Source organism: Hyphomicrobium sp. 2TAF46, from assembly GCF_052114865.1.
In the GTDB taxonomy this organism is placed as follows: domain Bacteria; phylum Pseudomonadota; class Alphaproteobacteria; order Rhizobiales; family Hyphomicrobiaceae; genus Hyphomicrobium_B.
The window spans coordinates 493,756-507,497 of sequence record NZ_JBFRFO010000002.1; the positions used below are offsets into that span (position 1 = coordinate 493,756).

The following is a 13,742-nucleotide window of genomic DNA, read 5'->3' on the forward strand; positions in this document are numbered from 1 at the left end:
TCCCCGGTCACAGACCCCATGTTAAGCTGCGACCGTCGTTACGATTTGGAAGGACGAAACTGAATATGCAGATGCGCCTGACGCCGTTGATTGCTGCCGCGCTGGCGTTCTTGAGTTTCTCTCCGATCCCGAACCCGGCAAAGGCGGACGAGGCCCAATGCCATAATGCGATGTCGCTTGTCGGCGCCCCGAAATACGGACCGGATTTCAAGAATTTCGATTGGGTCAATCCCGATGCACCGAAAGGCGGAACGGTGCGCCAATGGTCGCTCGGCAGCTTCGACACGCTGAATCCAATCTCCGATAAGGGCGTCAAGGCCGCGGGACTTGGACTGATCTACGACAGCCTCTTCACGCCGAGCCTCGACGAGCCCTCGACGCAGTACGGGCTGATCGCCGAGTGCGCGTCCCACCCGGATGACTTTTCGTCCGTGACGTTCAAGCTGCGCCCCGAAGCGAAATTCCAGGACGGTCAACCGATCACTCCTGAAGACGTGATCTTCTCGTTCGACGAGGCCAAGAAGGTCAATCCATTTTACGCTTTCTACTACAAGAACGTCGAGAAAGCGGAAAAGACCGGCGACCACGAGGTGAAATTCACGTTCGACAAGACAGGCAATCGCGAGTTGCCGATGATCGTCGGTGAGCTGAACATCGTGCCGAAGCATTACTGGGAAGGCAAGGACGCCAACGGCAATCAGCGCGACATCGGTAAGACCACCGTCGAGCCCCCCCTCGGCAACGGCCCGTACAAAATCAAGTCAGTCGATACTGGCCGCAAGATTAGTTATGAGCGCGTTCCCGATTACTGGGCGAAAGATCTGCCCGTCATGCGCGGCCAGCAGAATTTCGACACTCTCGAGTACACCTACTATCGGGACAAAACGCCCGCGTTCGAAGATTTCAAAATCGGGAAGCTGGACTATTGGGCGGAGAATAAGGCTTCCGATTGGGCCACGAAGTACAACTTCGATTCTCTAAAGAAAGGCCTCGTCAAGAAAGAGGATATTCCGGTGGAACGGCTTGCCCCGATGCAGGCCTTCGCATTCAATACGAGGCGCGAGCAGTTTCAGGATGTCCGGGTACGGCAAGCTTTCAACCTCTTGTTCAATTTTGAGGAAGCAAACAAGAGAACCTTCTTCGGGAGCTACAAGCGCGTCGGCAGCTATTTTGACAATTCCGAATTGGCATCAAAAGGCTTGCCTCAGGGGCGCGAACTCGAGATCCTGAATGAAGTCAAGTCGGAGATTCCCCCGGAAGTTTTCACGACCGAGTGGAAGAACCCGGTCAATGCCGAGGAGGGCGACTACCGCAAGCATCAGCAGGAAGCGCTGAAGCTCCTCGAAGCCGCGGGCTGGAAAATCAAGAGCGAGAGCGTCGACGATCCGTCGTGCGGCACCTGGTGCAAGATCAAAAAGACGATCGGCCTCTCATCGGCCTCGACGGCGCGCGTGCTTCGCAACGCCAAGGGCGAGCAAATGAATGTCGAAATTCTGCTCCCAGACGACACGTTCGAACCGATCATGCTCCCATACGCGAAAGACCTTCAAACAATGGGCATCAACGCCACCGTTCGCGAAGTGGACGGCGCCCAGTATAAGCAGCGTGAGGACAATCGCGATTTCGATATGATCGTCGATAACTTCTCTCAGTCGAATTCCCCCGGTAACGAGCAGCGGGACTTCTGGGGCTCGGCCGCGGCCGACAGGCCCTCCAGCCGCAATACGGTAGGCATCAAGAACCCCGCGATCGACAAGATCGTCGACAAGATCATCTTCGCCAAGGACCGAGCCGAGCTTGTGGCCGCGACGCACGCGCTCGATCGCGTATTGCTGTGGAATTATTACGTCGTGCCCAATTGGTATTACCCGTTCGATCGTGTCGCCTATTGGGACAAGTTCAGCCGGCCGCAGAAGTTGCCATCGCAAACATCAGGGTTCTCGCAGGTCTGGTGGTACGATGCTGACAAGGCGAAAGCCCTTGAGGCGGCGAAGGGAAAATGACCGTGGCAAGCTCTCGGTCCATAAAGACGATGACCGCCAAGGTGGCGCTGGCCGCCACGTTGGCGGTGCTGTTCTCCGCCGCGCACGGAGAAATCGCGTCTGCGGAGCCGCGTCATGGTCTCTCCGTCTTCGGCGAACTGAAGTATCCGGCAGATTTCAAGCACTTCGACTACGTCAACGCCGACGCGCCGAAGGGCGGCCGCATGGCGACGATGGGAACGAGCGGCGCCAACACGTTCGACACGCTGAACCAGTTTATCCTGAAAGGCGATGCCGCGCAGGGCCTCGCCTCGTTGTTCGACTCCCTGATGGTGCGCGCGCAGGACGAGCCCGATGCCGTCTACGGCCTCGTCGCCAAATCGGCCGATGTCGCGCCGGACGGCATGTCGGTTACATTTAAGCTGCGCCCCGAGGCGAAATTCTCCGACGGCTCAAAACTGACCGCCGAAGACGTGGCCTTCTCCTTCGGCATCCTGAAGGAAAAAGGTCACCCCGCAATCGCGATGACGTTGCACGATGTGGTGTCGGCAGAAGCGCTCGATCCCGAAACGGTGCGCTACACGTTTAAAGGCACGCTGGTTCGCGATCTGCCGATCACCGTCGCTCAGTTACCTGTACTGTCGAAGGCCTATTATACGACGCAGCCGTTCGAAGAGACGTCGCTGAAGCCGCCGCTCGGATCGGGACCCTACAAGATCAAGAGCTTCAACCCCGGCACCGATATCACATACACCCGCCGCGACGACTATTGGGCGAAGGATCTGCCCGTAAACAGGGGTCGCTATAATTTCGATGAAATCCGCTACGACTATTATCGCGATCGCAACATCGAACTCGAAGCGGTGAAGTCTGGCAACCTCGACCTCCGCGAGGAATTCTCGAGCGTCGCCTGGGCAACCGGCTACAACATCCCGGCCGTTACCGAAGGGCGCCTGCTCAAGGTATCGCTGCCGGACGATCGCCCGTCTGGCGCGCAGGGTTATTTCCTCAACACCCGCCGCGATAAGTTTAAGGATCCGCGTGTCCGCCAGGCGCTCGATCTCGTGTTCGATTTCGAATGGTCGAACAAGAAGCTGTTCTACGGGCTCTACCAGCGCACGACGAGTTACTTCGAAAATACCGACATGAAGGCGGTCGGGAAGCCGAGCCCTGATGAGCTGGCGCTGCTCGAACCCTACAAGGATAAGCTGCCGCCCGAAGTCTTCGGCGAGCCCTATATGCCGCCGGTGACGGACGGCAGCGGCAACAACCGCGACAATTTGAAGAAGGCCCGCGACCTGCTGATCGCAGCCGGCTGGAAACCCGGGACTGACAGTTACCTCCACAATGACAGGGGCGAGCGGCTGACCATCGAGTTCCTCGACTACGAGGCAATGTTCGAACGCATCACCGTTCCTTACACGGACAATTTGCGCAAGATCGGCGTTGAAGCCTCGTGGCGTCTCGTTGATCCGTCCCAATATGAGCGGCGCGTGAAGGCCTTCGATTTCGATGCAACGACCCAGCGCTATTCGTTGCTTCTGACGCCCGGCATCGAAATGCGCAGCTATTGGGGCTCGGAAGCTGCCAAAACGGATGGCTCATTCAACCTCGCCGGCATATCCGACCCCGTCATCGATGCCCTCATCGACAAGGTTGTCGCAGCGAAATCGCGAGCCGAACTGGTCACAGCGACGCGCGCCATTGATCGCGTGCTCCGTGCAGGTCATTATTGGGTGCCCCACTACTATAAGGCGTCGTACTCGATTGCGTATTGGAATAAGTACTCGCGACCTGCTGTTCAGCCCAAGTATGATGCGGGCATACTAGATACGTGGTGGTATGATCCGGCAAAGGCCGCGGCACTAAGCTCCGGCAAGCCGACGGCTCAATCTCAGGAACAACCGGCAAAGCCCTGATGGCTGTTTATCTCTTAAAGCGACTGCTGCTGGTGATCCCGACGCTCTTCGGGATCATGCTGTTCTCGTTCATCATCATCCAGTTCGCCCCAGGCGGACCCGTCGAGCGCATGATCGCCGAGTTGACGGGCCAATCGTCTTCGATCGTCAATCGCATGGGCGGCGGTGGCGGCGACACGCTTGGCGGCGGCGCCATGAGCAACCAGCTCGGCGTCGGCGGCGGCGACTCGATCACATCGAAGTATCGGGGCGCCCAAGGCCTCGACCCGGCTTTCATCAAAAGTCTCGAGAAGCAGTTCGGCTTCGACAAGCCCGCCTACGAACGCTTCTACATCATGATGAAGAACTTCCTGACGTTCGATTTCGGCAAGAGCTATTTCCGCGACGTCTCGGTCTTGGACCTCATCAAGGAGAAGCTTCCGGTCTCGATCTCGCTCGGCATCTGGATGACGCTGCTGACGTATCTGATCTCGATTCCGCTCGGCATTCGCAAGGCGGTGAAGGACGGCGAGCACTTCGATACCTGGTCGAGCGCCGTGCTCGTCATCGGCTACGCGATCCCGGGCTTTCTATTCGCCGTGCTGCTGCTCATTCTTTTCGCGGGCTCGTCGTTCTTCCAGTGGTTCCCGTCGCGAGGCCTGTTCTCCGACAACTGGGATCAGCTGTCGTTCCTCGGAAAAGTCACTGACTATCTCTGGCACCTCGTGCTGCCGATGATCGCGATGGCGGTCGGCTCCTTCACCGCGATGACGTTCCTGACGAAGAACTCGTTCCTCGACGAGATCCGCAAACAATACGTCGTCGCCGCACGCGCCAAGGGACTGACCGAGAACCAGGTGCTCTACGGACACGTCTTCCGCAACGCCATGCTGCTCGTCATCTCGGGCTTCCCGTCGGCCTTCATCAGCGCCTTCTTCTCAGGCGCATTGCTGATCGAGACGATCTTCTCGCTTGATGGCCTCGGGCTCCTCTCGTTCGAGAGCATCGAGAAGCGCGACTATCCCGTCGTCTTCGCATCGCTTTACATCTTCTCGCTCGTCGGCTTGTTCGTCGGCATCCTGTCGGACTTCGTCTACACCCTCGTCGATCCGCGCATCGACTTCGAGACGCGCGAGGTATGACGATGGACCAGAGAACCGAACGCGCGTCAGACGCCACTGTTGCTCCAGCCGAGAAGCTCAGAACGTCGCTCTTGGCGAGGTTGCGCCAGCGCTTCCGTCTCTCGCCGGTCAACAAACGCCGTCTCGAACGCTTCAAAGCCCACAAGATCGGCTATCGCTCGTTCATCATTTTCACGGCCCTGTTCGTCGGCTCGCTGTTCGCTGAGTTCATCGCGAACGATCGTCCGCTGATCGCGAGCTACAAGGGCGAAATCCTGTTCCCGGTGCTCGTCGATTATCCGGAAGAAAAGTTCGGCGGCTTCCTCGCCGTGACCGACTACCGGACACCCGACATCGCCAACGAGATCAACGCCAACGGCTGGATGCTGTGGCCGCCGATCCGCTATTCCTATTCGACGATCAACAAGGATTATCCGGGCCGCATCGGCGATAACGGTGTCTGCCTCGGCTATCCCGCACCGCCACCGTGGGCAACGAAGCTCAAGCTCTGCGAGGCGCCGGCCGACCAGGTCGCGCGCTACGAGGAACTTGGAAACACCAATTGGCTCGGCCTCGATGATCAAGGCCGTGATGTGCTCGCGCGCGTCATCTACGGCTTCCGTGTTTCAGTGCTGTTCGGCCTTATCCTGACAGTCGTCTCCTCCGCCGTCGGCATTCTCGCGGGTGCCGTGCAGGGCTATTTCGGTGGCCGCGTCGACCTCATATTCCAGCGCTTGCTCGAAATCTGGAACTCGATCCCCGAACTGTTCGTGTTGCTGATCCTCTCGTCCCTTTTCGTTCCCGGATTCTGGACGCTGCTCGGCATCCTGATGATCTTCAGCTGGACCTCCCTCGTCGGCCTCGTCCGCGCCGAGTTCCTGCGTGGCCGGAACCTTGAATATGTTCGCGCCGCGCGCGCGCTCGGACTTTCCGACTGGCAGATCATGTTCAAGCACCTGCTGCCGAACGCGATGGTCGCAACGCTGACGTTTCTCCCGTTCAAGCTTTCAGGCGGCATCGCCGCCCTGACCGCGCTCGACTTCTTGGGGCTAGGCATGCCGCCCGGATCGGCCTCGCTCGGCGAGCTGCTTCTGCAGGGCAAGAAGCACCTCGAAGCGCCCTGGCTCGGCATTTCAGGCTTCATAGCCGTCTCGATCATTCTGTCGCTCGCGATCTTCATGGGCGAAGCCGTACGTGACGCGCTCGATCCGCGAAAGACATTCAGAGGCAAGAGTTGATGACAGCCGGAGCGCCCCTCGTCGACGTCCGCAATCTCTCCGTCGCCTTCGGAGATGGCGCCGAAGCCGTGCGCGTCGTCAAAGGCGTGTCGTTCACGATCGGGAAGGGCGAGACCGTGGCGCTAGTCGGCGAATCCGGCTCCGGAAAAACCGTCTCCGCGATGTCGATCCTGCGCCTCCTCCCGAACTCGGCCTCGCACCCGACGGGCGAGATCCTGTTCGAGGGCAAGGACATCCTGAAGGCGAACTCGGCTGAGCTCCGCGACATTCGCGGGCGCCGAATTTCGATCATCTTCCAGGAGCCGATGACGACGCTGAACCCGCTTCACACGATCGAGAAGCAGGTCGGCGAAATCATCAAGCTCCACCAGTCGCTCTCGAGCGAAAAAACCCGCGAACGCGTTATCGAGTTGCTGACGAAGGTCGGCATCCGCGATCCGGAAAAGCGGCTCGGCGCCTATCCGCACCAGCTGTCGGGCGGCCAGCGGCAGCGCGTGATGATCGCCATCGCGCTCGCCAACAAGCCCGATCTGCTGATCGCCGACGAGCCGACGACCGCGCTCGACGTGACGATCCAGGCGCAAATTCTCGAGCTTCTGAAGTCGCTGCAAAAAGAGATGGGCATGGCGATGCTGCTCATCACGCATGACCTCGGCATCGTGCGCCGCATGGCCGAGCGCGTTTACGTGATGCGCCACGGCGAGATCGTCGAGACGGGACAGGCGGAAGAGGTCTTCACGAACCCGCAACACCCATACACACGCCATCTGCTTGAAGCGGAGCCCAAAGGCGCGCCCCCGACGACCGACATGACGCGCCCCGTTGTCGTCGAGACCGACAACCTCAAGGTCTGGTTTCCGATCAAGCATGGCTTGCTGCAGCGGACGGTCGATCACGTCAAAGCCGTCGACGGCCTGTCGATGAAGCTCAGAGCCGGTGAAACGCTTGGCGTCGTCGGCGAATCCGGTTCCGGCAAGACGACCCTCGGCCTCGCGATCCTGCGCCTCCTCTCATCAGATGGGCCGATCGCCTACGTCGGCAACCGCATCGACGGCTTGACGAACAAGCAGATGCGGCCGCTGCGCAAGGAAATGCAGATCGTTTTTCAGGACCCCTATGGCTCACTGTCGCCGCGCATGACTGTTGGCCAGATCATCGAAGAAGGCCTGGTCATCCAAAACCCGGAGCTCGACGATGCGCAGCGCCGCGAACGGGTCAGCGCCGCGTTGACCGAGGTCGGTCTCGATCCGGCTTCGCAAGATCGCTATCCGCACGAATTCTCAGGCGGCCAGCGCCAGCGTATCGCCATCGCACGCGCCATGGTTCTGCAGCCCAAGTTCGTCATGCTCGACGAGCCGACGAGCGCGCTCGACATGAGCGTGCAGGCCCAGATTGTCGATCTTCTCCGCAACCTGCAAACGAAGCACGATCTCGCATACCTCTTCATCAGCCACGACCTGAAGGTCGTGCGCGCGCTTTGCAACTACGTCATCGTGATGAAGAACGGCAAAGTCGTCGAGGAAGGACCCTCGCGCGACATCTTTGAAAAGCCGAAGGACGAGTATACGAAGGCCCTGCTCGCGGCCGCCTTCGACATCAAAGTCGCCTACAAGGGAGCCGTCGCGAGCTAAAAAGGAGGCCGAGAATGTCAACGCCCAAGCTCGTTCATTACCACGCACCGCAAACGCGATCCTTCGCTATCCGCTGGCTACTCGAAGAACTCGGCTCGCCGCCCCACGAGCTCAAAGTGCTCAAAATGAAGAAGGGCGAGCATAAAACTCCGGAATATCTCGCCATCAATCCGATGGGAAAAGTCCCCGCCATCACGCACGGCGGCACTCCGGTGACGGAAGTCGGAGCCATCGCCATCTATCTCGCTGATCTCTTCCCGGAAGCGAAACTCGCGCCTGCCATCGGCGATACCGCGCGCGGCACCTATCTCAGATGGATCGTCTTCAATCATGGCGCCATCGAACCCGCCATCGCCGACCGCTGGCGAAAAATCGAGCCGTCGATGGCGTCCGCGATGAGCTACGGGACCTACGACGACACGGTCAACGCCTTGCTGGGCGCGGTTGGCAACGGTCCCTTCATTCTTGGCGACCGATTCTCTGCCGCAGACGTCGTAGTCGGCGGCGCCGTACGCTGGATGACGCTGTTCAAGCTGCTGCCGGAAAAGCCCGAATTCGCGAGCTATATCGAACGCCTGACGAGCCGTCCGGCGTTCAAAAGCGCTCTGGCGAAGGACGAAGAGCTCATCAAGGCACTCGCATCCTGAACAGGATCGCCTCGCGCAGCCGGTTTCGGAGACTGAGGGATGAGCTATCCTGAGGTCTCCGAATCGCTGATTGCGGGATCCCTTGATGCTTTCCGATGACGTATTCCGAGACCGCCTCGAACAGACGCTCGTCGATATCGAGAGATGGGCGGCCACAATTCGCGACTGCGCCGACGTTGGCATCGCCGCTTCCGATCGCTATTGGCGGATAGCCGTCGTTCCGGAAGAGGATCTCGCCTGCGCGTTCGAGCTGATGATCAGGTCCGATCAGAAATTCGGCCTGAAGCTCGCCGCGGAAACCTACGAAGATCGCCCGATCGAACGGTTCGACATCTTCCCGGCGCTCGTGCGGGCAATCGAGGCCGGGCGCGTCGACAAGATCGAAATGTACAACACCATGACGGATGCCCTCGTCGGCATCGCGATGCGCGTCGAGCTGGCACCGGGCTGGGACTGGATCGGCGACCGCCGGATCGCCCGAGCGACCGCGGCCGAAGAATGGCGCACACGGCGCTTCCTGCCCTATCGCCGCTGACGGCCCTGACGACTAGAAAGCCGGTGCGTGCCCGGCGAGACGCTTGATCGCGGAAATCTGGCTGCCCGTTTTAGCGATCCTACGTGCCGCTTCCAACAACGGCTCGACCGCAACCAGCATGTGGTAGGCGTTGGCGTGAATCACCATCACACCGTCGAGCATGATGCCGACGTGCCCTTTCCAGAAGATGAGATCGCCGCGCGTCACCCCTTCGAGATCTTCTGAGACGAGCACGTTGCCACCAAGCTCGGCCTGCTGCATGTCGCTGTCGCGCGGCGCCGGAATGCCTGCCGCATGCAGCGCCGTCTGCACGAGACCTGAACAATCGATCCCGACGCGCGTGCGGCCTCCCCAGAGATAAGGCGTACCGACGAAGCGCTCGGCAATTTCCGCATAGTCGCGCACGAAGCGGTCTCTCGGAGCCGCATGTCGCGCGTAGATGAAACCGCCACCCTCGAGTTCGAGAAACCGTTCGTCGCCGCTCCGAGCGGCGATCGGCGCATTCATCGGCAAATGCATGATCGGCGCCGACTTGATGTCCGGCGCGCCGTAAAGAAAGGTACCGAGCGTCTGGACGCGATGCGTGGGATTGGTGGCCCCGCGCGCGATCGTGTCGGAGCGCAGATAACCGACGTATCCGTCACGCGCGAGCTGAACCCAGGCCCAGCCGTTGTTTTCCTCGAAGACCGTCAAGTTTTCGCCGAACAGAGCTTCGGTCTCGAAACCGCGCGCCGGATCGGGCTGTTTGCGGAGCGGCACCGTCGCGCGAACGACGAAGGCTGCCTCGCCCGCAACATAACGCTCCGCGCGGACGACACCTTCGAGCGACTTCGCTGCGAGGTCCGGACGGAAAGCATTGCGGCGCGGATCGAGTGCGCCTGCGGGGCGTTGCGAAACTCCGGTATTCACGAGGTCAACTCTCGCCTCAGTTGTTCCATCACCGCGCGCGCCGTGTGCGGCTCTCCGCCTTTCGGACCGAGGGGCCGCGATGCCGGTCGCCAGCCATATAAGTCGAAGTGGGCGAAACGGCGAGCCTTGCTCACAAAGCGCTTCAAGAATAATGCCGCAGTTATGGCGCCCGCAAACGGCGATTCCCAGACGTTGTTAATATCAGCGACGTCACTGTCGAGATGGCGGCGGTAACCTTCCCAAAGCGGCAAATGCCAGAGCGGATCGCCGATCGAGGCCGCGAGCGGCGGCATGCTCCGCGCGAGATCATCGTCATTCGTGAAGAAGGCCGGCAAATCGGGACCGAGCGCCGTGCGCGCTGCGCCGGTCAGCGTTGCAAATACGAAGATGCTGTCGGGCTCGTCCGCGTCTGCGAGCGCCAGCGCATCGGCGAGCACGAGCCGGCCTTCGGCGTCCGTGTTCCCAATCTCGACGGTGAGACCGAGACGGCTTGCGATCACATCGCCCGGCCGGAAGGCATCGCCGCCGACTGAATTCTCGGCTGTCGGAATCAGCACGCGCAGGCGGCATTTGAGCCCCTGCCCCATGATCATGTGGGCCAGCGCCAGCGCCGTTGCCGCGCCGCCCATGTCCTTCTTCATCAGCAGCATGGCGCTGGCAGGTTTGATGTCGAGCCCGCCGGTATCGAAGGTGATGCCCTTGCCGACGAGCGTGATCTTCGGCGCGCCAGCCGGTCCCCAAGTCATGTCGATGAGACGCGGCTGCCGCGGGCTGGCCCGTCCGACGGCATGGATCAACGGAAAATTCGCGGTCAGCAGATCGTCGCCGGTCGTCACCGAAATATCGGCGCCATGACGTTCCGCGAGCACACGCGCGATGGCTTCGATGTCGGCCGGCGCCAGGTCGGAAGCCGGCGTGTTGATGAGATCCCGGCCAAGCCAAACGGCTTCGGCCGTGTTGATGATACGATCTGCCTCCGGACCCGCGAGCCGAAGCTTGGCGCGATCGCCGTTCTTGTCCTTGTTCTTATACCGCGAGAACGAGTAGGCCCCGAGAGACCAGGCCAAAGCCGCGAGCTCCTCGTGCGCCAGTTCCGAGGCGAACCGATACGTACCTGCGGGTAACGCCGGACTGAGAAGCCCAGCCAGCAGTTCGGAGGGACCGCTCGGCTCGCCCTGCTGACCGTTGCCGATCCCGAAGGCGACGGAGGCGATCTTTCCATCCGCGGCGGGAATGAGAACGGTGCGCTTGGAGCTGCCCGAAAAGGTCTGTGCCTTGAGCCAGGCGCGCTGAACATCGTCGAGCGCGCCGATCGCGTCGACGCCGTCGGAAGGGACGAAGTGAATAGGGATGTCGTCCGCGGCTTGAGCACCAAGTGCAAATGTTTCCGCCGCTGCCCAGGCTGCTGTCTCGACCATCCGTCTCACACTCCGCTGCACGTTGTAATCATTGGCTGAAATCACGCGCTGGCTGCAACTGTCGCGGCGGCCAGAGCACAGCTTTTCAGAGATGCATCTGCTTATACGGGTCTCCAGCAAAACTTAAGCGTTTGTTGACGCCTGCCTCAGAAACTGACGGCCATCTCAGATTCGCGCGCAAACCCGCGAATCATTCCCCTACGGAGACTTTCATGACGCGTGTTGAGCGCCACCTCCCGCTTCGCGTACTGCGGCCCGCTCGCCTGGGCACCATTGCTGCCCTTTCCGCGAGTTTGCTGCTCGGAGCGTGCTCCGCGTCGACCGACCTGCTGCCGAGCATCGCCATGAAACCGGACAGCGGCACCAAGACGGCCGACGCCACGCCCTCGTCGCCGCAAAACGAGTTGCAGAAGGCAACCATCTACTGGGGCAACGAATACACGAAAAAGCCGACCGAGATTCGCCCTGCGCTCAACTATGCGAAAAATCTGAAGGCTCTCGGCGAGAAAGAAAAAGCCCTCGCCGTCCTGCAACAAGTCGCCCTGATCCACGGCAACGACCAGGAAGTTGCCGGCGAATACGGCCGCCTGGCGCTGGAATTGGATCAGGTCGGCGTCGCCAACCAGATGCTGACTATGGCCGACGACCCGACGAAGCCCGATTGGCGTATCGTCTCGGCGCGCGGCACGGTAATGGCGAAGCAAGGCAAGTATACCGAGGCAATCCCGTTCTACGAGCGCGCGCTGACGCTCTCGCCCAACAACGCGACCGTCACGAACAACCTCGCGATGGCCTACGCAATGAACGGCGACCCCAAGAAAGCGGAAGACCTGCTCCGCCAGGCAGTGTCGGCGCCGGGCGCGACACCGAAAGTCCGCGAAAACCTCGCGCTCGTTTTGGGCCTCCAGGGACGCTACGACGAATCGAAATCTGTCGCTGCCAGCGTGCTCAACACCGATACGGCATCCGCCAACGCGGCCTATCTGAAGCAGATGGTGAAGCTCGAGCCGACGACCGCCATGCCCGATGCGCAAAGCTTCGCCGTCAATACGTCGGTCAACCCATCCGCACCGGCTGAGAGAGCATACCAGAACGCCACGGCAACCAGTGTGCCGTTGCCCGTCACACAAGGCGTCTGGCAAACGAGCACCGACGAAGCGCTGCCTATCGCGAGATAGCAGAGGCCATTCGCTTCTTTTCCAGCATTAGAGAACAGCCCGGCGGCTTTCAGTTCGCCGGGCTTTTTGCTTCGCGCGAACCGCTTCGCTCAAAAGAAATAGCCCCGATCACCGGATTGGCGATCGGGGCTAACGCGACACAAACTGCTTCTTGCGAGCGCTAAGCGATCCCTACTTTTCCATCTGCATGTAGGAGATGCCCGCAGGCCCAAGAATGACGATGAAAAGCACCGGCAGGAAGAACACAATCATCGGAACCGTCAGCTTCGGCGGCAAGGCCGCAGCCTTCCGCTCGGCTTCCGACTGCCGGATCTCGCGGTTCTCCTTCGCCATCGTCCGAAGCGCCTGCCCAACGGGCGTACCGTAGCGCTCGGCTTGGACCAGCGCCGTCATCACCGCCTTGACGCCGGGAAGTCCCGTGCGCTTCGCGAGATTTTCGTAAGCCTGGCGGCGGTCCTGCAAGTAGGAAAGCTCGGCCGTCGTCAGCATCATTTCTTCGGCAAGCTCGACCGACTGGCTGACGATTTCCTTGCCGACTTTCGCAAACCCCGCCTCGACCGACATACCCGATTGGACGCAGATCAAAAGCATGTCGAGCGCGTCGGGCCATGCCTGCTTGATCGCCATCTGCCGCTTCTGAACACGGTTGGAGATGAACATATTCGGCACGTAAAAGCCGAGAAATCCCGCGCCAAAGGCCATCAGGACATTGACCGGAGCAGAGTAGCCAGTGTCGTAGAGAACGAAGAAATAGAAGAGTGCGAAAAAGAAAAGCACAACCGGCGCGGCGACACGGAAGAACATGAATGACACGATATTCGCTTGCCCACGAAGACCGGCGCGCTTCAGGTTTTCCCGCAGCTCCTCGTTATCGAAACGCTCGCGCAGCTTCAGCCGATCGACGACCTGCTGCATGAAGCCCTTGGGCGTCGGCCGGAGGCGCCCGGTTTGCGCGCGGTCCTTCGTCGCCATTTCGGCAAGGCGCACCGAACGCAGTTTGCTGCGCTCGATCGCCATCTCTTTCATGCGGCGGTTCATCTGGTCACGCTGCAGCATCGGCAGCGCCACCGTTAGAACGGTTGCAAAAACGCAGAACGCCGCCAGCATCGTCGCGACGAATTGCGGGTCCATTACCGTGTCGACGAATGACATCATCGAAGTACTGCCATCATGTCCGTTTGTGCG

Annotated in this window: 11 protein-coding genes; 8 read left to right on the forward strand and 3 right to left on the reverse strand. The window is 60.5% G+C overall.

Annotated elements, in window-relative coordinates; all coding sequences use genetic code 11:
• Window positions 1–65: 65 nt before the first annotated feature.
• The 7 genes from AB4Z24_RS06250 to AB4Z24_RS06280 all read left to right on the forward strand — a co-directional run bounded on the left by AB4Z24_RS06250 (window position 66) and on the right by AB4Z24_RS06280 (window position 9,052).
• Window positions 66–2,003, forward strand: coding sequence for an extracellular solute-binding protein (locus AB4Z24_RS06250; RefSeq protein WP_441706622.1), 1,938 nt, complete (start codon window positions 66–68; stop codon window positions 2,001–2,003).
• Window positions 2,000–3,901: an extracellular solute-binding protein gene (locus tag AB4Z24_RS06255; RefSeq protein WP_441706624.1), complete on the forward strand. Its 1,902-nt coding sequence runs from the start codon at window positions 2,000–2,002 to the stop codon at window positions 3,899–3,901. The genes AB4Z24_RS06250 and AB4Z24_RS06255 overlap by 4 nt, the downstream gene beginning before the upstream one ends.
• On the forward strand, window positions 3,901–5,022 hold the full coding sequence (locus AB4Z24_RS06260; RefSeq protein WP_441706626.1) for a microcin C ABC transporter permease YejB: 1,122 nt from the start codon (window positions 3,901–3,903) through the stop codon (window positions 5,020–5,022). The genes AB4Z24_RS06255 and AB4Z24_RS06260 overlap by 1 nt, the downstream gene beginning before the upstream one ends.
• Before the next feature lie 2 nt (window positions 5,023–5,024).
• Entirely contained in the window at window positions 5,025–6,239 is a 1,215-nt protein-coding gene (locus tag AB4Z24_RS06265) for an ABC transporter permease (RefSeq protein WP_441706628.1), read from the forward strand.
• A complete protein-coding gene (locus AB4Z24_RS06270) occupies window positions 6,239–7,870 on the forward strand; it encodes an ABC transporter ATP-binding protein (RefSeq protein ID WP_441706630.1) in 1,632 nt (543 codons plus the stop codon). Before AB4Z24_RS06265 ends, AB4Z24_RS06270 begins: the two co-directional genes overlap by 1 nt.
• 14 nt (window positions 7,871–7,884) lie before the next feature.
• Window positions 7,885–8,517, forward strand: coding sequence for a glutathione S-transferase family protein (locus tag AB4Z24_RS06275; protein ID WP_441706631.1), 633 nt, complete (start codon window positions 7,885–7,887; stop codon window positions 8,515–8,517).
• 85 nt (window positions 8,518–8,602) lie between these two features.
• On the forward strand, window positions 8,603–9,052 hold the full coding sequence (locus tag AB4Z24_RS06280) for a hypothetical protein (RefSeq protein WP_441706633.1): 450 nt from the start codon (window positions 8,603–8,605) through the stop codon (window positions 9,050–9,052).
• 12 nt (window positions 9,053–9,064) lie between these two features.
• Here AB4Z24_RS06280 and AB4Z24_RS06285 read toward each other — a convergent pair whose 3' ends face one another.
• Both AB4Z24_RS06285 and AB4Z24_RS06290 read right to left on the reverse strand, forming a co-directional pair.
• Window positions 9,065–9,961: a C40 family peptidase gene (locus tag AB4Z24_RS06285; protein WP_441706635.1), complete on the reverse strand. Its 897-nt coding sequence runs from the start codon at window positions 9,959–9,961 to the stop codon at window positions 9,065–9,067.
• Window positions 9,958–11,379 (reverse strand): leucyl aminopeptidase family protein, encoded by a 1,422-nt coding sequence (locus AB4Z24_RS06290; protein WP_441706637.1) that lies wholly within the window; start codon window positions 11,377–11,379, stop codon window positions 9,958–9,960. The genes AB4Z24_RS06285 and AB4Z24_RS06290 overlap by 4 nt, the downstream gene beginning before the upstream one ends.
• A gap of 212 nt (window positions 11,380–11,591) precedes the next feature.
• Between AB4Z24_RS06290 and AB4Z24_RS06295 the strand changes: the two genes are divergently transcribed.
• Window positions 11,592–12,557, forward strand: coding sequence for a tetratricopeptide repeat protein (locus AB4Z24_RS06295; RefSeq protein WP_441706639.1), 966 nt, complete (start codon window positions 11,592–11,594; stop codon window positions 12,555–12,557).
• 171 nt (window positions 12,558–12,728) lie between these two features.
• Here AB4Z24_RS06295 and AB4Z24_RS06300 read toward each other — a convergent pair whose 3' ends face one another.
• Complete coding sequence (locus AB4Z24_RS06300; protein ID WP_441706641.1) at window positions 12,729–13,712, reverse strand: type II secretion system F family protein; 984 nt, start codon at window positions 13,710–13,712, stop codon at window positions 12,729–12,731.
• Window positions 13,713–13,742 lie beyond the last annotated feature (30 nt).